The organism is Delftia acidovorans SPH-1, assembly GCF_000018665.1.
In the GTDB taxonomy this organism is placed as follows: Bacteria; Pseudomonadota; Gammaproteobacteria; order Burkholderiales; family Burkholderiaceae_C; genus Comamonas; species Comamonas acidovorans.
In genome coordinates this window covers 732501-750441 of the sequence record NC_010002.1, presented here as the reverse complement: position 1 = coordinate 750441, position 17941 = coordinate 732501, and the positions used below count along the sequence as shown (strand labels likewise).

Here is a 17941-nt window from a genome sequence, read left to right as displayed (position 1 = left end):
CGGGGTTCCAGGGGGCACGGCCCGGGCCTTGCAGTGCGCCGTGGCGGCAACCCTGGAAACAGGTTGCAGCGTGGCTGGCTGCGGGCGCGGACCGTGCCGGGACCTGGCACAGCCGCCGCCGCTGACGGGTGGGGGCCTTGGGCTGCATCGCAACCCGGTGGCCACCTCCCGCGTTCGGCGGGTGGTCTTTCGACCGTTTCAATAGCCCGGCCTTGCGGCCGGAAGAGTGGACAGGAATCGAACCTGCGACAGTCCTCTTGCGAGGGTGCTCTACCAGACTGAGCTACCAGTGGCTGGCAAGCCTGGAGTCGAACCAGGCGTCCCTTGCGGGACGGTTTCCACAACCTTGCCGTTACCCAGCGCCTGCGGCGTGCGGCATGCGGGAAATCGACAAGCCCCTGGGGGCCCGGACCTCCGGCACCGGCGGGGCGGGCCTTTGCCCCAACCCCGGCCTGTGAGCGGTCTCCGCTTGCACTGGATGCCTTGGTTATTGCGAGATGCGTGCCAGCCTGGCCTCAGGCGCCAAACAATTCTTCAACCCATTGATTTATTTGAATAAATCTCGAATCACACTTTTCTTGAATTCGTATTCGATCCAAAGAAACTAGAATTTCAGCTATTCAACTAGACAAAACCATGGAAAAGAAAAAGGTCGTCATCGGCTTTCTGGGTACGCAGCTGGACTCCGGCAGGGGCGCGGGGCGCTGGGAAAAATGGCGGCCGACCCTCTCCCTCATGCAGCATGAGGATCTGGTGGTGGAGCGGCTGGAGCTGCTCTACACGCCGCCCCATCTGGCCCTGGCGCAGCTGCTGCAGGGCGACATCGCCACGGCATCGCCCGAGACCCAGGTGAACCTCGTGCCCATGGACATTGCCGATCCCTGGGATTTCGGCGAGGTCTATGCGCGGCTGTTCGACTGGACGCAGGCCTACCGCTTCGACCCCGAGCGCGAGGAGTACTGGACGCACATCACCACGGGCACGCACGTGGCACAGATCTGCCTGTTCCTGCTGGTGGAGTCGCGCCGCATTCCCGGCGTGCTGGCCCAGACGTCGCCACCCCGGCGCCAGCGCATGGGCGACCCTGGCAGCTATGCGCTGATCGACCTGGACCTGTCGCGCTACGACGTGATCGCCCAGCGCTTCGGCGCCGAGCAGAGCGAGGCCGTGCAATTTCTCAAGAGCGGCATCGCCACGCGCAATGCCGGGTTCAATGCGCTGATCGACGAGATCGAGCGCGTGGCCGTGCGCTCGCGCGCGCCCATCCTGCTCACGGGTCCCACGGGTGCGGGCAAGTCGCATCTGGCGCGGCGCATGTACGAGTTGAAGAAGGCCAGGCACCAGGTTCAGGGCGACTTCGTGGAGGTCAATTGCGCCACGCTGCGCGGCGATGGTGCGGCCTCGGTGCTGTTCGGCCACAAGAAGGGCGCGTTCACGGGCGCTGCGGCCGACCGCGCCGGCCTGCTGCGCAGCGCGCACCAGGGCGTGCTGTTCCTGGACGAAATCGGCGAGCTGGGCCTGGACGAACAGGCCATGCTGCTCAAGGCGGTGGAGGAAAGGCGCTTCTATCCCATGGGCAGCGACCGCGAGGTCAGCAGCGACTTCCAGCTGGTCGCCGGCACGCACCGCGACCTGCGCATCGACGTGGCGCAGGGGCGCTTTCGCGAGGATCTGTTCGCGCGCATCAACCTGTGGTCCTACGCGCTGCCGGGCCTGGCCGGGCGCCCCGAGGACATAGAACCCAACATGGACCACCTGCTCGCGCGCTCGGCCGACGAGACCGGCCAGATGGTGCGCTTCAACGTGGAGGCCCGCGAGCGCTATCTGCGCTTTGCGCGCTCGCCCGAGGCGCTGTGGAGCGGCAACTTCCGCGACCTGTCGGCCAGCATGACGCGCCTGGCCACGCTGGCCGACGGGGGGCGCATCTCCACGGCCCTGGTCGATGCCGAGATCCAGCGCCTGAAGTGGCTGTGGCAAAGAGGCGATGCCGTGCAACCGGCCAGCGCCAGCCTGCAAAGCCTGCTGTCTGCCGAAGTGCTGGAGCCGCTGGATCTGTTCGACCGCATGCAGCTCGAAGCGGTGCTGCGCGTGTGCCGAGAGTCGCCTTCGCTGTCCGATGCGGGGCGCCGCCTGTTCGACCAGTCACGCACCCAGCGCAGCGTGGTCAACGATGCCGACCGCCTGCGCAAGTACCTGCTGAAATTCGGCTTGAAGTGGGATGCCGTGGCCGGCCGAACGCCATAGACACCACGGTGGCACGATGGCGAGTTTGCGCGCCTGGGCTACAGCGCCTTGCGCAGCGTGGTCGGCGGGATCTTGAGCAGCTCGCGGTACTTGGCCACCGTGCGCCGCGCGCATTCGATGCCCTGCTCCTTGAGCATGTCGGCGAGCTGGTTGTCCGACAGCGGCTTCTTGGGGTCTTCGGCCGCGACGAACTGCTTGATCAGCGCGCGCACGGCCGTGCTGGAGGCATTGCCACCGGCCTCGGTGCCCAGGCCCGAGCCGAAGAAATACTTGAGTTCGTAGGTGCCCTGCGGCGTGGCCATGTACTTGGCCGTGGTCACGCGGCTGATGGTGGACTCATGCAGGCCCAGCGCATCGGCAATGTCGCGCAGCACCAGCGGGCGCATGGCCAGTTCGCCATGCACGAAGAAGTTCTTCTGGCGCTCCACGATGGCCTGCGACACGCGCAGGATGGTGTCGAAGCGCTGCTGGATGTTCTTGATGAACCAGCGCGCCTCCTGCAGCCGCTGCTGCAGCGCTGCATGGCCTTCGCTGCCCCTGTGGCTGCGCAGCGCGCTGGCATAGATGTCGTGCACGCGCAGCTTGGGCATGACGTCGGGGTTGAGCTGCACGCTGAAGTCCATGCGGCCCGCGCCGCTGCGCACGGGGCGCACGATGACGTCGGGCACGACGATCTGGCGCTGCACGTCGGCAAAGCGCCGGCCCGGGCGTGGCTCCAGCCGGGTGATCAGCACCAGCGCCTCGCGCAGCCGCTCCTCGCGCGCACCGCACAGGCTGGCGAGCTTGCGCAGGTCGCGCCGCGCCAGCAGGTCCATGGGCTGGGCGCAGATGTCCAGCGCGGTGCGCAGCACGGCCTGCCGGTCTTCGTCCTCGGCACTGCCGCTGCCTTCGCGCTCGGCATCGGCCAGCTGGTCGCGCAGTTGCAGCGTCAGGCATTCGGCCAGGTCGCGCGCGCCCACGCCCACGGGCTCCAGGCTTTGCAGCAGGCGCAGCGCCACGGTGAAGCGGTGCACCAGTTCCTCGCACTCCTCCAGATCGTCGCCCGCCAGGCCCTGTGCCAGCTCGTCGAGCGGGTCTTCCAGGTAGCCGTCGTCGTTGAGGTTCTCGATCAGAAAGCGCAGTGCGGCGCGGTCCACCTCGCCCAGGCGCAGGCTCAGGGCCTGGCGGTGCAGGTGGTCGGTCAGGCTTTCGGCGCTGCGTGCCAGTTCGGTGGCATCGGCCTCGTCTTCCTCGCCCTGCCCGCGCGTGCGGCTGGAGGGCGCATCGCTGCCCCAGTCGCGGTCATCGTTGCCCGAGTTGGTCTGGCCGTCGCCTTCCCAGCTCAGGGACTCGGCCGTGCCGGAAGTCTCCACGGCATCGCCGGAGGATGCATCCGACGAGGGCTCCCACTCCACCGCCGCCGAAGGCTGGTCTGCGCGGCTTTCCTGGAAGGACTCCGTGGCCTCGGCGCCGGGCGCGGCAGGCTCGCGGGTGCCGGCAGCCGCATCGTGATCGCCCTCCTCGTTCGCCAGCTCCAGGAAGGGGTTGTCGCCCAGCATCTGCTCCACTTCCTGCGCCAGCTCCAGCGTGGACAGCTGCAGCAGCTGTATCGACTGCTGCAGCTGGGGAGTGAGCGAAAGATGCTGGGAGACGCGCAGCGACAGACCGGGCTTCAAGCGGCAGCTCCTTCGCGCAGACAGTCTCGCAGACGGGCCAGGCAGGGCATGGCGCTACATCCGGAAGTGTTCGCCGAGGTAGACACGCCGCACTTCGGCGTTGTCCACGATCTCCTCGGGTGTGCCCTGGGCGAGCACGTGGCCGTCGCTGATGATGAAGGCATGGTCGCAGATGCCCAGCGTCTCGCGCACGTTGTGGTCGGTAATGAGCACGCCGATGCCGCGCGCCTTGAGAAAGCCGATGATGCGCTGGATCTCGATCACGGCGATGGGGTCGATGCCGGCAAAGGGCTCGTCCAGCAGGATGAAGCGCGGCTGCGTGGCCAGGGCACGCGCGATCTCGACGCGGCGGCGTTCGCCGCCCGACAGCGCCAGCGCAGGCGATGCACGCAGATGGTCCACGCGCAATTCCTGCAGCAGCGCCGTCAGGCGCTCCTCGATGACGCTGCGCGCCAGCGGCCGGCCCTGCTCGTCCCTTTGCAGCTCCAGCACGGCGCGCACGTTGTCCTCGACGCTGAGCTTGCGGAAGATCGATGCCTCTTGCGGCAGGTAGGACAGGCCCAGGCGCGAGCGCTGGTGGATGGGCATGTTGCCCACGGCCTGGCCGTCGATGAAGATGTCGCCGCCGTCGCTGCGCACCAGGCCCACGATCATGTAGAACGAGGTGGTCTTGCCAGCGCCGTTGGGGCCCAGCAGGCCCACGACCTCGCCCTTTTTCACGGACAGCGACACGTCCTTGACCACCTTGCGGCTGCCGTAGGACTTGGCCAGATGGCGTGCCTGCAGGCTGCTGCCCTGGTCGGCGCGTGCAGTGGCAGCCGGGGCTGCGGCTTGCCCGCTCATCGCTTGGTACCGCCGAGGCTGTCCAGGCTGTTGCTGGGCTGCAGGGACGTGCCCGGCGTGCCCGCTGCGGGGGCGCGCGGCTGCGAGCCCGGCGTGCCTTCCTTGGGCGCCAGCACGGCGCGCACGCGACCGCCCTGGCCGGCCGTGGAGCTGGGCTGGCCACCGCTGGTCTTTTGCCCGTCAACGGTGAACACGTCGGTGAGGTTGTTGTAGACGATGATGGAGCCGGTGATTTCGTCGCTGAGCTGGCCGCCGCGATAGCGGCGCAGTTCGCCGCGGCGGATGAACTTCACGAGGTCGGCCTTGCCGTCGTATTCGATGACCTCGCCCTCGCCTTCCACGAATTCCTCGGGTTGGCCCGGCACGGTATCGCGCTTTTGGCGGAAGAAGGCACGCTTGCCCGCCTCGGCCGTCACCACGCCGTACTGAAAGCCTTCAGGGTCTTGCCGCACATCGAGCTGGGCGCCGCGCAGCACGATGGTGCCCTTGGTCATCACCACGTTGCCAGTGAAGACGCTGGTCTGCTTGAGTTCGTCATGGCGCAGCGCATCAGCCTCGATGTTCATGGGCTTGGTGCTGTCGGCCTTTTCGGCCTGGGCCATACCGGCGAAAGCCGCCAGGGCGGCGGCGAGCAGGAGGGAGGAAAGTCGTTGTTTCATGGAGGGCACGCTTCTTGCATCCATTGTAGGGGGTGTCGCGCGCAACCGTTCCTGGCGTCTTTCAACGCGCACGGAAAGCGCTGACACAAAGGCACAAAAAGAGGTTTCCAAAAGCGACAGGCCCGCGCAATGGCGGGCCTGTCGCGGCTTGGCTGGGCCGAGGCCCGGGCCTCAGCCCTTGCGGCTGGTGGCGATCAGATGATCGACCACGCGCAGCACATTGGTCATGTTGCCGGCCTTGGTGCCGTCGGTGTAGTAACGGCCCGCCACGCCCATGGCCGGCACGCCTTCCACGTCATAGTCCTGCTGCAGCTGGGTGGCCTTGCGAACCTGGTTGGAGACCGTGAAGGAGTTGTAGACCTCCTTGAACTTGGCCACGTCCACGCCCTGCTTGCCCACCCAGGCGAAGATGTCCTCGTCCTTGGCCAGGCGGTTGCGTTCCACATGGATGGCGTGGAAGGCGCGCGCATGCATGGTGTCCAGCAGGTTCATGCCTTCGAAGGCGTAGTAGAGCTTTTGCTGGGGCACGAAAGTGGCGTTGAAAGCCACGGGCACGCGGTGCACGACCACGTCGGCCGGCGCCTGGTTCTTCCAGGCGGCAAAGGTGGGCTCGAACGCATTGCAGTGCGGGCAGCTGTACCAGAAGAACTCGACCACCTCGACCTTGCCGGCGCCGGCGCTGGTGGGTGCGGGCTTGGCCAGCTTGATGTAGTCCTTGCCCTCCTTGGGCGCTGCGGCCTGGGCCTGGGCGGCGGAAGTGCCCAGCGTCAGTGCGCTGGCAGCGGCTGCCGAGGCAGCCAGGGAAAAGTCGCGGCGATTCATCAAAACAAACTCCTCGTTCAATGCTGCAGGTTAGGAGGCAGGGGCCCGCCAAAAGTTCAGCGCTCTTGTCGCAACGCGCTTTCAGCGTGCGGCGCGCACCAGCGTGGACTCGACCCCGGCGCCATCGAGCTTTTGCTTGAGCTGCTCGGCATCGTCGCGCTTGGTGAACGGACCCACACGCACCCGGAAGATGGTGATGCCGTTTTGCTCGCGCTCGCTCACGCGCGCCTCCCACCCCAGCATGGCCAGCTTGGCGCGCTGCGCATCGGCATCGCCCTGGCTGCGGAAGGCGCCGGCCTGCACGAAGTAGTTGAAGGCGGCGTCGGCCTTTTCTGCCTTTTCCGCCTTCTCGGCGGCGGCGGAGCGCGACTTGACCAGGTCACCCAGCGGATCGGCCGAGCTCTTGCCATCGGCCTTGGTTTCGGGCTTGGCGGGCGGCTTGGCCGGGTCCACGGGCGCGGGTGGCGGAGTCACGCCTCCTGCCACGGCGGGCGGGGTGGGAGCGGTTGGCGCGGTGCTGCCGGGGAGGCTGGGCGTGACGGCGGCCGGTGGTGGCGGCGCCGGGTTCTTGCCCTGCAGCGGTGCGTTGGGGTCCCAGTTCTTGTTGCGCTGGGCCTCGGCCGCGTCCTGGTCGGCCGTCTTGCCGCCCTTGGAGAGAAAGGGCACGGGCACCTTGGTCACATAGACGGCGACGGCCAGGGCTGCTGCCAGCCCGACGATCATGCCGATGATGAGACCGATGACGGTGCCCCCACGTTGCTGTGTCTTCATAGATCGCTTGTCGCTCGAAGTTACATGCGTTGCGGGGCCGAGACGCCCAGCACTGCCAGGCCATTGTGCAATACCTGGCGCGTGGCCGAGATCAGCGCCAGGCGGGCGAGCTTGACCTTTTCGTCGTCCACCAGGATGCGTTCCGCGTCGTAGTAGCTGTGGTACAGCGAAGCCAGTTCGCGCAGGTAGAACGTCACGTCGTGCGGCGCATTGCCTTCTGCGGCCGAGGTCAGCATGGCCGGGTACTTGGCCAGCTGCAGCATCAGCGCCTGGGCCTGCGGGCCTTCCAGCGCCGACAGGTCCACGTCCTTGAGCGTGGCCGCGTCACCCCCCCAGGCGGCCAGTACCGAGCAGATGCGCGCATGGGCGTACTGGACGTAGTACACGGGGTTGTCGTTGTTCTGGGCCACGGCCAGGTCCACGTCGAAGGTGTACTCGGTGTCGGGCTTGCGGGACAGCAGGAAGAAACGCACCGCGTCCTTGCTGGTCCACTCGATCAGGTCGCGCAGCGTGACGTAGGAGCCGGCGCGCTTGCTGATCTTGACTTCCTCGCCGCCGCGCACCACGCGCACCATGGTGTGCAGAACATAGTCGGGATAGCCGGCAGGAATGCCCACGTCGGCGGCCTGCAGGCCGGCGCGCACGCGCGCGATGGTGCCGTGGTGGTCCGTGCCCTGGATGTTGACGACCTTGGAGTAGCCGCGCTTGAATTTCTGGATGTGGTAGGCGACATCGGGCACGAAGTACGTGTAGTTGCCGTCCTGCTTGCGCATCACGCGGTCCTTGTCGTCACCGTAGTCGGTGGACTTGAGCCAGAGCGCGCCGTCGAGTTCGTAGGTATGTCCGCCCGCGATCAGGCGCTGCACCGCGTCCTCGACATAGCCGTTGGTGTAGAGGCTGGATTCGAGGTAGTACTCGTCAAAGTGCAGGTTGAAGGCCTGCAGGTCCTTGTCCTGCTCGTTGCGCAGATAGGCGACGGCGAACTGGCGGATGTTGTCGTAGTCCTCGACATCGCCGTTGGCCGTGAATTCGCGGTCATCGGCCTTGACGGTCTTGCAGGCCAGGAAGTCGTCGGCGATGTCCTGGATGTAGGAGCCGTTGTAGAAGGCCTTGCTTGCCGGATTCTCGGGATCGATGGGCCAGCATTCGTCACCGGGCTTGAAGCCCTTGGCACGCAGCTGCGTGCTCTTGGTCAGCGTGTCGATCTGCACGCCCGCGTCGTTGTAGTAGAACTCGCGGTGCACTCCCCAGCCCTGGGTGGCATAGAGGTTGCAGATGGCATCGCCCAGCGCAGCCTGGCGGCCATGGCCCACGTGCAGCGGGCCGGTGGGGTTGGCGGAGACGAACTCGACCAGCATCTTTGCGCCACGGTCGGCCAGCCAGCCGAACTTCTCGGCCTGCTCCAGCACTTCGCGGATGATTTGCTGCTTGGCGGCGGGCTTGAGGCGGATGTTCAGAAAGCCGGGGCCGGCGATCTCGATGGCATCGACCCAACGCTGGAAGGACGGCGTGGCCTCCAGTGCGGCCTTGAGCTGCTCGCCCAGCGAACGCGGGTTGAGCTTGAGCGGCTTGGCCAGCTGCATGGCGGCCGTGCAGGCGAAATCGCCATGGGCAGCCACCTTGGGGGATTCAAAAGCGGCACGGGCACCGGCGCCGGGCGACAAAGTTTCAAGCTCGCCGGCCAGAGCCGCGAGCAGTTCCTGTTTGACGGAGAGCATCGGCGGATTCTACGTGGCAGGCCCACCCCATGCCGCCGGACAGGAAAACGGAGCCTACATGCCCCGCGCCCAGAACACCGCGACGACGGCGATCACGGGCACCACATGGGCCTGCCACATCACCCAGCGGCGCGTGCTGGCGACCTCGGCCGGCTGGGGCAGGCCCTGGCCGGCATCCAGCGCGCGGCGCCAGCGCCGGAAGGCCAGCGTGGGCTTGATCGACAGCAGCGCGCCGACGACAAACAAAGTCATCTTCAGATGAAACAGTGGCTGCGAGACGTACCAGGACATGCCCTTGACGCCCCACACCAGACGGGCGATGCCGGTGAGCACCAGGAAGACCACGGCAAGGCCATAGATCATGTCCAGCCGCGCCAGGCGCTGCACCACGGCGGCGTTCATCCACTCGCTGCGGCACAGCGCCGCCTGGCTGGACAGGAACACCACGAAGGTGAGGATGGCCAGCAGGTGGAGGCTGGCCAGGATGGCTTCTATCGTCATGGGGAATCCGTATAGAAATTGGGCCTCTTGGGCCAAGCGTCCATTACGCCAGAAACGGGGACTGCCATCGTGATGTCCGAGGCAATCGGTAGACCACTGCGGTCCGGTCAGCGCCCCAGTTCCGCGCGCACCCAGTCGTCCAGCAGCGTCTTTTCGTAGCGCAGCGGATCGTTGGGATAGAGGTCCGGGCGCATCATGAAGCTGGCGTCGCGCAGCTGGCGGCTGCCTTCTCGCAGCAGCTTTCCATCGGCTCCCAGCAGCTTGAAGCGCAGGTCGATGCGCGGTGGGTAGATGTCGCGCACGATGCGCACATCGGCAGCCTGGGGCCCGCGCCAGGGCTCGAAGCCGCCTGCGCGCTGCACATCGGTGAGGTGAACTTCAAGCCGCTGGCCCTGGGGCAGCCTGGGCGCGGCACGCTCGGCCAGGAACTGGGCCAGCGCATCGACCCAGGCGCGGCGCGCCTTCTCGGACTCCTGGGGTCCGTTGCGCCCGGCGTCGAACCGCGAGGGATCGTCAAAGGTCACGCTCACGATGCCGGCAGGCACCGCGCCCTGCCGCATCCCGTCCGGCCGGCCCTGCCCCGACCCCTGGACGGCGCAGCCCGCCACCATGCCCAGGCAGGCAGCTCCCAGCGCCATGCGCATCCAGCGCCGCCGTCCTGGGGCCCCGCCCTGCGTTGCGGATACCGCTTTCGTCGCTATCGACACTGCCATGCTCATTCCTCCTTGCTGGGCGGCCCGCTCAGGCCGCGTGGGTACGCCGCCAGAAATCCGGCTGCTCGTAGTGGTGCTTGAGATAGTCGATCCACAGCCGCACACGCAGCGGCATGTGCTTGCGCTGGGGAAAGACGACAAAAATGCCATTGGGCGGCGCCGCGAATGTTTCGAGCACGGCCACCAGGCGGCCCGAGGTGATCTCGGCCTCGACCTCCCAGGTGCTGCGCCAGGCGATGCCCCAGCCGCCCAGGCACCAGTCGTGCAGTACCTGGCCGTCGGAGCAGTCCAGCGGGCCGCCCGGCTTGAAGTGCACGACCTCGCTGGTGCCGCTGTCGGGATGGGGGATGCGAAAGGCCCAGCCACGCGTCTGCGAGGCGTCGCTGGACAGCGTCAGGCAGTCGTGCTGGGTCAGCTCGCTGGGGTGGCGTGGCGTGCCCCGGCGCTCCAGATAGGCAGGCGTGGCCACGCACTGGCGCCGGTTGTCGGCAATGCGCACGCTGACCAGGGCCGAGTCGGGCAGATCGCCCACGCGCACCGCGCAGTCAAAGCCTTCGCCGGCCAGATCGACCACGCGGTCGCTGAGGTTCAGGGAAATCGTCACATCCGGGTGCAGATCCCGAAAGAGCGGCACCAGGGGCGCCACGTGCCGCCTGCCAAAGCCCGCCGGCGCCGTGATGCGCAGGTGGCCCGTGGCCTTGACCCCGCCCGCGCTGACACTGGCCTCGGCGTTGGACACATCGGACAGCAGGCGCTGGCAATCCTCAAGAAAGGCGCTGCCCTCATGCGTGAGGGAGATGCGCCGCGTGGTGCGCACCATGAGCTTGACGCCCAGGTGCTCTTCCAGGGCATCGAGGCGCCGCCCCATGATGGCCGGCGCCACGCCTTCCGCCTTGGCCGCCGCCGTGAGGCTGCCGCGCGTTGCCACCGATACGAATGACTCGAATGCCTTGAGCTTGTCCATGACCGCTGTCCGTTTCTTTTCCGTGTTCTTGTGGGGCATGCGACCGCACACCCGTCTCCTGTGACTCGCCTTTTTGCATAGTGGGCACTGGCTGTCCTCCATGTGCACCATGCATAGGGCTGTGCGCCAAAGCCGGCCGGTTTTGGCGCGCGCATAACCTTCCCACATTTTTGCGTAAAAGTCACGAGTTTTAAGATTTATGGTCTATTTATGTACGCAAATAAATCTAATAAAGTATTCCTTATAGTCAGGCCCGAAAAGGGTCTGCCAAGCCTTTCCATCCATCCAACCCGGGGTTCCCACCATGACCGATCGCACCCAAGCCCACAGCCTGCAGGTCGCTACAGAGCTGCACCGTTTCATCAATGAACAAGTGCTCCCGGGCACCGGTGTCGCTCCCGAGGCGTTCTGGAAAGGCTTCGACGCGATCGTCAACGATCTGGCTCCTCGCAATGCCGCCCTGCTGGCCGAGCGCGACCGCCTGCAGACCGAGCTGGACACCTGGCACAAGGCCCATCCCGGCCCCATCACCGACATGGCCGGCTACCAGCAATTCCTGACGCAGATCGGCTATCTGGTCGAGCAGCCCAAGGATGCCAAGGCCACCACCACCAATGTGGATGCGGAACTGGCCATCCAGGCCGGTCCCCAGCTGGTCGTGCCCATTCTCAACGCCCGCTATGCGCTGAACGCCGCCAACGCGCGCTGGGGTTCGCTGTATGACGCGCTGTACGGCACGGACGCCATCGGCGAAGACGGCGGCGCGGAAAAGGGCAAGGGCTACAACCCCGTGCGCGGCGCCAAGGTGATCGCCTTCGCACGTGATTTCCTGGACCAGGCAGCCCCGCTGGCATCGGGCTCGCACAAGGATGCCGCCGGCTATCGCGTGGAAGCTGGCCAGCTGGTCGTCGCGCTCAAGAGCGGCGGCACCACGGGCCTGAAGAACACCGCCCAGTTCGTCGGCTACCAGGGCGATGCCGCGGCGCCCTCTTCCGTGCTGCTGCTCAACAACGGCCTGCACATCGACATCCGCATCGACAAGACCACGGCCATCGGCCAGACCGATGCCGCCGGCGTGGCCGACGTGGTGGTCGAAGCCGCCCTGTCCACCATCCTGGACCTGGAAGACTCCGTGGCCGCCGTGGATGCCGAAGACAAGGTGGTGGGCTATGCCAACTGGCTGGGCATCCTCAAGGGCACGCTGACCGAAACCTTCGACAAGGGCGGCAAGAGCATGACGCGCGGACTGAACGCCGACCGCGAGTACACGGGCGCTGATGGCAAGCCCGTCAAGCTGCATGGCCGTTCGCTGATGTTCGTGCGCAATGTCGGCCACCTGATGACCAACCCGGCCATCCTCTGGGGCAACGGCAAGGAAATTCCCGAGGGCATCCTGGACGCCATGGTCACCACGGCCATCGCCGTCCACGACATCAAGGGTCTGGGCGCCAACGGCATCCGCAACTCGCGCACGGGCAGCGTCTACATCGTCAAGCCCAAGATGCACGGCCCCGCGGAAGCCGCCTTCGCCAGCGAGCTGTTCGGCCGCGTGGAAAAGGTCCTGGGCCTGCCCGAGAACACCGTCAAGCTGGGCATCATGGACGAGGAGCGCCGCACCAGCGTCAACCTCAAGGCCTGCATTGCCGCCGCCGCATCGCGCGTGGCCTTCATCAACACCGGCTTCCTGGACCGCACGGGCGACGAAATGCACACCGCCATGTATGCCGGCCCCATGGTCCGCAAGGCCGACATGAAGGGCAGCGCCTGGCTGGCCGCCTATGAGCGCAGCAACGTGCTCGTGGGCCTGGGCCTGGGCCTGCGCGGCAAGGCGCAGATCGGCAAGGGCATGTGGGCCATGCCCGACCTGATGAAGGCCATGCTGGAGCAAAAGATCGGCCACCCCAAGGCAGGCGCCAATACCGCCTGGGTGCCCTCGCCCACGGCCGCCACGCTGCACGCCCTGCACTACCACCAGGTCAACGTGGCCGAAGTGCAAAAGCAGCTGGAGCAGACCAATGCCGACGCCGAGCGCGCCACCATCCTGGCCGACCTGCTGCAGGTGCCCGTGGTCAAGGAAGACAAGTGGAGCGCCGCCGAGAAGCAGCAGGAGCTGGACAACAACGTCCAGGGCATCCTCGGCTATGTGGTGCGCTGGGTGGACCAGGGCGTGGGCTGCTCCAAGGTGCCCGACATCCACAACGTGGGCCTGATGGAAGACCGCGCCACGCTGCGCATCTCCAGCCAGCACATCGCCAACTGGCTGCAGCACGGCATCGTGACCGAGGCCCAGGTGCGCGAGACCTTCGAGCGCATGGCCGCCGTGGTTGACCAGCAGAACGCGGGCGATGCACTGTACAAGCCCATGGCCGGCCACTTCGACACCTCGATGGCCTACCAGGCCGCCTGTGACCTGGTCTTCAAGGGCAAGGAGCAACCCAGTGGCTACACCGAGCCCCTGCTGCATGCCTGGCGCCTGAAGGTCAAGGCAGCCGCCTGACACCTGGCGGCGCCCAAGGCTGCAAAAGCACCCAGGCTTGCCTGAGGTGCTTTTTTCATGGGCCTACACTCGGAACCACGATGAGTGCCCCTCCCCCCGATGCCAGCCTGTGTCCCCTGTGCGGCCGCAGCAATCAATGCGCCATTCTTGCGGGCGTTGATCCGCTGAGTTGCTGGTGCATGGACACGCCAGTGGCACCCGATGCACTGGCCCGCATTCCGGAGCCACTGCTCAACAAGGCCTGCCTGTGCCCCGCCTGCGCGCTTGGCACCGACAAGCCTCGACCGCCCGCGTCGGCCGATATGATGTCGCCGACCCACCCCCCTAGAACTTGATCCCTGAGGAGATTGACATGCCCACATACCACGTCGAAATGATGGAAGGCCGCACCGTCGAACAAAAGCGCAAGCTGGTCGAAGAGATCACGCGCGTCTCGGTTGAAGTCCTCGGTGGCTCGCCCGAATCGGTGGACATCCTGATCACCGACATCAAGCGCGAAAACTGGGCCACAGGCGGCAAGCTCTGGTCCGAACGCAGCTGAGGATCTTTCGCTCAATGCATGCAAAAGGCAGCTTTGGCTGCCTTGTTTCATGAAAACTGGTCTTTAATCCCGTATTTCCATGAGTGCCTGCAGTGCACTCCCAGCCACCGTCCAGGGCACAGGCATGGAGGCATCTGGCTTCCAGTGCCTGGCAACATCATCCATGGACACCTGCGTCAGGGCCACCTGGGTAGCACCGGCAGCATGGGCCTGAACAGCCGCATCGGCCATGCACGCCACATAGCCGGCGACATCACCCCTGCGAAAAAGAGCCCACGCCCCTTCAACACATTGCAGCTGCATGCGTTGATCTGCGTTGCCTTGCTGCAGTTCTCCCATGAACAGATTGCGCGTGGCTTCGTACGTCGTGGGAGCGGCGCACAGAAGTGCAATGCGCGCTTCGGGGTCACTTTGCAAGGCAGCGGCCACCTTGCGCGCCAGCATGCCATCGGCACGCCAGACCTTGCCACTGCGGCAATCCGCCACGGCCGGGCCCAGGGTCGAGCAGGTCAGCAGCACGGCATCGATATCGGCAGGGTCTGCCAGCGCATCGAGCTGCCCTGCCGTTTTCTGCCGAAGCGACGCATTCATGCCACCTGCAGCCTCCGCCTCCAACAGCAGTTCCTCATGCACCTGATGAACGATTGAGTGGGCCGGCCAGCCCAGTTCGGCAGCAGCCTGCTCGAAGATCACGGCGTTGCTGTGCGCCGTATGCAGACAGAGGATGGGCATGGGTGTGTTCCGTTTTTTTGCCGTTGCCCCGCATTGTGCTTGCAGCTGCCGCGCCAGGCGTTAGGCTATGGCTTGAACTACGCAAACAACGATACCGCCATGTGCCAGCTGCTTGGAATGAACTGCAACACGCCCACCGACGTGCGCTTCAGCTTCTCGGGGTTCACCCAGCGGGCGGGCAATACCGGCGACCATACGGACGGCTGGGGCATCGCCTTCTTCGAGGACAAGGGCCTGCGCCACTTCGTCGGCTACGAGCGCGCCATCGACTCGCCCATCGCCAAGCTGATACGCGAGTACCCGATCAAGAGCCGCAACGTCATAGCCCACATCCGCAAGGCCACGCAGGGCGCAGTAAGCCTGCAGAACTGCCACCCCTTCGTGCGTGAACTGTGGGGTCGCAACTGGGTCTTTGCCCACAACGGGGATCTCAAGGGCTTCGCTCCCAAACTGCATGCCCACTTCCATCCGGTAGGCAATACCGACAGCGAGCAGGCCTTCTGCTGGATTCTCCAGGAGCTCTGGAAGTCCCATGCCGGCCTGCCCAGCGTCCAGGAACTCACGCACACGCTGCGCGAACTGGCCAGGCGCATCTCGCCGCACGGTACCTTCAACTTCCTGCTGTCCAACGGCGAAGCGCTGTGGGCCCATGCCACCACACACCTGTGCTACATCGAGCGTCGCCACCCCTTTGCCCAGGCCCATCTGTCGGATGAGGACCTGACCGTGGACTTCGCCCGGGAGACCACACCACAGGACCGTGTGGCCATCATCGTCACTGCACCGTTGACCAAGAATGAAACCTGGACATCAATCCAGTCGGGTGAACTCAAGGTATTTGTACAGGGTGAATGCCTGCCGCTCTGAAGCATTGCGCATTCAGGATGAAAAAAGAGAGCGCGTCAGCGCTCTCTTTTTTTTGGGATGTCCGTTTCGGCTGTTCTGCCTGTTTCCCCGTTTCCTGCATCCCAATGCAAAAAACCCCGTAGCTTTGGGCTACGGGGTTTCTTGGGCTGTAAGAGCCTGACGATGACCTACTTTCACACGGGAACCCGCACTATCATCGGCGCAAAGTCGTTTCACTGTCCTGTTCGGGATGGGAAGGAGTGGTACCAACTTGCTATGGTCATCAGGCATAACTTGTTGTCATGCTGCTCATGGAGCAACACAACGAATTCATAGAGTCTGTAAATCAGCTTTGTATTTTGACTGCGCCTTACTTGGCATAACCACCTTGATGATCACGTCATCAAAGTTATAGGGTCAAGCCTCACGAGCAATTAGTACTGGTTAGCTTAACGCATTACTGCGCTTCCACACCCAGCCTATCAACGTCCTGGTCTTGAACGACTCTTCAGGGGGCTCAAGGCCCCGGCAGATCTCATCTTGAAACGAGTTTCCCGCTTAGATGCTTTCAGCGGTTATCTCTTCCACACTTAGCTACTCGGCAATGCCACTGGCGTGACAACCGATACACCAGAGGTGTGTCCACTCCGGTCCTCTCGTACTAGGAGCAGGCTTCCTCAAATCTGCAGCGCCCACGGAAGATAGGGACCAAACTGTCTCACGACGTTTTAAACCCAGCTCACGTACCTCTTTAAATGGCGAACAGCCATACCCTTGGGACCGACTACAGCCCCAGGATGAGATGAGCCGACATCGAGGTGCCAAACACCGCCGTCGATATGAACTCTTGGGCGGTATCAGCCTGTTATCCCCAGAGTACCTTTTATCCGTTGAGCGATGGCCCTTCCATACAGAACCACCGGATCACTATGTCCTGCTTTCGCATCTGCTCGACTTGTCAGTCTCGCAGTTAAGCACGCTTATGCCATTGCACTATCGTCACGATGTCCGACCGTAACTAGCGTACCTTCGAACTCCTCCGTTACGCTTTGGGAGGAGACCGCCCCAGTCAAACTGCCTACCATGCACTGTCCCCGATCCCGATAAGGGACCTGGGTTAGAACCTCAAACGCACCAGGGTGGTATTTCAACGTCGGCTCCATGAGAACTAGCGTCCTCACTTCAAAGCCTCCCACCTATCCTACACAGATCCGTTCAAAATCCAATACAAAGCTACAGTAAAGGTTCATGGGGTCTTTCCGTCTTTCCGCGGGGAGATTGCATCATCACAAACATTTCAACTTCGCTGAGTCTCTGGAGGAGACAGTGTGGCCATCGTTACGCCATTCGTGCAGGTCGGAACTTACCCGACAAGGAATTTCGCTACCTTAGGACCGTTATAGTTACGGCCGCCGTTTACTGGGACTTCAATCAAGAGCTTGCACCCCATCATTTAATCTTCCAGCACCGGGCAGGCGTCACACCCTATACGTCCACTTTCGTGTTTGCAGAGTGCTGTGTTTTTATTAAACAGTCGCAGCCACCGATTTTTTGCAACCGCTTTGGGCTCCCTTTGTTCAAGTTCACCTACTTGCGGCATACCTTCTCCCGAAGTTACGGTATCAATTTGCCGAGTTCCTTCTCCAGAGTTCTCTCAAGCGCCTTAGAATACTCATCTCGCGCACCAGTGTCGGTTTGCGGTACGGTCGTGTGTAGCTGAAGCTTAGTGGCTTTTCCTGGAAGCAGGGTATCACTCACTTCGTCTGCAAGCAGACTCGTTATCACCCCTCATCTAAGCCCGGCGGATTTGCCTACCAGGCACGACTACAGGCTTGAACCAACATATCCAACAGTTGGCTGAGCTAACCTTCTCCGTCCCCACATCGCACTACACATCGGTACAGGAATATTGACCTGTTTCCCATCAGCTACGCATCTCTGCCTCGCCTTAGGGGCCGACTCACCCTACGCCGATGAACGTTGCGTAGGAAACCTTGCGCTTACGGCGAGGGGGCTTTTCACCCCCTTTAACGCTACTCATGTCAGCATTCGCACTTCTGATACCTCCAGCACCCGTTACCAGGCACCTTCACAGGCTTACAGAACGCTCTCCTACCACTTGCAATAAATTGCAAATCCGCAGCTTCGGTAACTGGCTTAGCCCCGTTACATCTTCCGCGCAGGACGACTCGATCAGTGAGCTATTACGCTTTCTTTAAATGATGGCTGCTTCTAAGCCAACATCCTGACTGTTTTAGCCTTCCCACTTCGTTTCCCACTTAGCCAATTTTAGGGACCTTAGCTGGCGGTCTGGGTTGTTTCCCTCTTGAGTCCGGACGTTAGCACCCGGTGCTCTGTCTCCCAAGCTGTACTCTGCGGTATTCGGAGTTTGCATAGGTTTGGTAAGTCGCCATGACCCCCTAGCCTAAACAGTG

At 64.0% G+C, this 17941-nt stretch carries 15 protein-coding genes and 2 rRNA genes (1 of these 17 running past the window's edge); 5 read left to right on the top strand and 12 right to left on the bottom strand.

Annotation, left to right across the window (positions count from 1 at the left end; all coding sequences use genetic code 11):
• Positions 1 to 636 precede the first annotated feature (636 nt).
• Positions 637 to 2244: an RNA repair transcriptional activator RtcR gene (gene rtcR, locus DACI_RS03445; protein WP_012202607.1), complete on the top strand. Its 1608-nt coding sequence runs from the start codon at positions 637 to 639 to the stop codon at positions 2242 to 2244.
• 38 nt (positions 2245 to 2282) lie between these two features.
• On the opposite strand, the gene DACI_RS03440 is transcribed toward rtcR, so the two are convergent.
• The 9 genes from DACI_RS03440 to DACI_RS03400 all read right to left on the bottom strand — a co-directional run bounded on the left by DACI_RS03440 (position 2283) and on the right by DACI_RS03400 (position 10890).
• On the bottom strand, positions 2283 to 3899 hold the full coding sequence (locus DACI_RS03440; protein ID WP_012202606.1) for an RNA polymerase factor sigma-54: 1617 nt from the start codon (positions 3897 to 3899) through the stop codon (positions 2283 to 2285).
• A 54-nt stretch (positions 3900 to 3953) separates the two neighbouring features.
• Positions 3954 to 4742: an LPS export ABC transporter ATP-binding protein gene (gene lptB / locus DACI_RS03435; protein WP_012202605.1), complete on the bottom strand. Its 789-nt coding sequence runs from the start codon at positions 4740 to 4742 to the stop codon at positions 3954 to 3956.
• Positions 4739 to 5401, bottom strand: coding sequence for a lipopolysaccharide transport periplasmic protein LptA (gene lptA / locus DACI_RS03430; RefSeq protein ID WP_013804753.1), 663 nt, complete (start codon positions 5399 to 5401; stop codon positions 4739 to 4741). Before lptA ends, lptB begins: the two co-directional genes overlap by 4 nt.
• A gap of 171 nt (positions 5402 to 5572) precedes the next feature.
• Positions 5573 to 6223 (bottom strand): thiol:disulfide interchange protein DsbA/DsbL, encoded by a 651-nt coding sequence (locus DACI_RS03425; RefSeq protein ID WP_012202603.1) that lies wholly within the window; start codon positions 6221 to 6223, stop codon positions 5573 to 5575.
• 81 nt (positions 6224 to 6304) lie between these two features.
• Positions 6305 to 6994, bottom strand: coding sequence for an SPOR domain-containing protein (locus tag DACI_RS03420; RefSeq protein WP_012202602.1), 690 nt, complete (start codon positions 6992 to 6994; stop codon positions 6305 to 6307).
• A gap of 20 nt (positions 6995 to 7014) precedes the next feature.
• Positions 7015 to 8712, bottom strand: a complete 1698-nt coding sequence (gene argS, locus DACI_RS03415; RefSeq protein WP_012202601.1) for an arginine--tRNA ligase — start codon at positions 8710 to 8712, stop codon at positions 7015 to 7017.
• A 54-nt stretch (positions 8713 to 8766) separates the two neighbouring features.
• Positions 8767 to 9213, bottom strand: coding sequence for a DUF2214 family protein (locus tag DACI_RS03410; protein ID WP_012202600.1), 447 nt, complete (start codon positions 9211 to 9213; stop codon positions 8767 to 8769).
• Between the two features lie 107 nt (positions 9214 to 9320).
• Positions 9321 to 9926, bottom strand: coding sequence for a DUF3016 domain-containing protein (locus DACI_RS03405; protein ID WP_012202599.1), 606 nt, complete (start codon positions 9924 to 9926; stop codon positions 9321 to 9323).
• Positions 9927 to 9954: 28 nt separating this feature from the next.
• The gene (locus DACI_RS03400) at positions 9955 to 10890 is read right to left on the bottom strand and encodes a LysR family transcriptional regulator (protein WP_013804758.1); all 936 of its coding nucleotides are present in this window, start codon (positions 10888 to 10890) and stop codon (positions 9955 to 9957) included.
• A 304-nt stretch (positions 10891 to 11194) separates the two neighbouring features.
• Between DACI_RS03400 and DACI_RS03395 the strand changes: the two genes are divergently transcribed.
• The 3 genes from DACI_RS03395 (at position 11195) to DACI_RS03390 (ending at position 13928) form a co-directional block, all read left to right on the top strand.
• Positions 11195 to 13387: a malate synthase G gene (locus DACI_RS03395; RefSeq protein ID WP_012202597.1), complete on the top strand. Its 2193-nt coding sequence runs from the start codon at positions 11195 to 11197 to the stop codon at positions 13385 to 13387.
• An 80-nt stretch (positions 13388 to 13467) separates the two neighbouring features.
• Positions 13468 to 13722 carry a cysteine-rich CWC family protein gene (locus tag DACI_RS30920; protein ID WP_012202596.1) on the top strand — a complete coding sequence of 85 codons (255 nt, stop codon included), beginning with the start codon at positions 13468 to 13470 and terminating at the stop codon, positions 13720 to 13722.
• Positions 13723 to 13739: 17 nt separating this feature from the next.
• Positions 13740 to 13928, top strand: coding sequence for a 4-oxalocrotonate tautomerase (locus DACI_RS03390; RefSeq protein ID WP_012202595.1), 189 nt, complete (start codon positions 13740 to 13742; stop codon positions 13926 to 13928).
• 63 nt (positions 13929 to 13991) lie between these two features.
• Here the strand turns inward: DACI_RS03390 and DACI_RS03385 are convergent, their stop codons facing one another.
• Positions 13992 to 14621 carry a hypothetical protein gene (locus tag DACI_RS03385; protein WP_225971028.1) on the bottom strand — a complete coding sequence of 210 codons (630 nt, stop codon included), beginning with the start codon at positions 14619 to 14621 and terminating at the stop codon, positions 13992 to 13994.
• Positions 14622 to 14759: 138 nt separating this feature from the next.
• Between DACI_RS03385 and DACI_RS03380 the strand changes: the two genes are divergently transcribed.
• A complete protein-coding gene (locus tag DACI_RS03380) occupies positions 14760 to 15527 on the top strand; it encodes a class II glutamine amidotransferase (protein WP_012202593.1) in 768 nt (255 codons plus the stop codon).
• A gap of 154 nt (positions 15528 to 15681) precedes the next feature.
• Here DACI_RS03380 and rrf read toward each other — a convergent pair.
• A 5S ribosomal RNA gene (rrf, locus tag DACI_RS03375) occupies positions 15682 to 15794 on the bottom strand.
• 125 nt (positions 15795 to 15919) lie between these two features.
• Positions 15920 to 17941: ribosomal RNA gene (locus DACI_RS03370) — 23S ribosomal RNA — on the bottom strand (it continues 854 nt past the right edge of the window).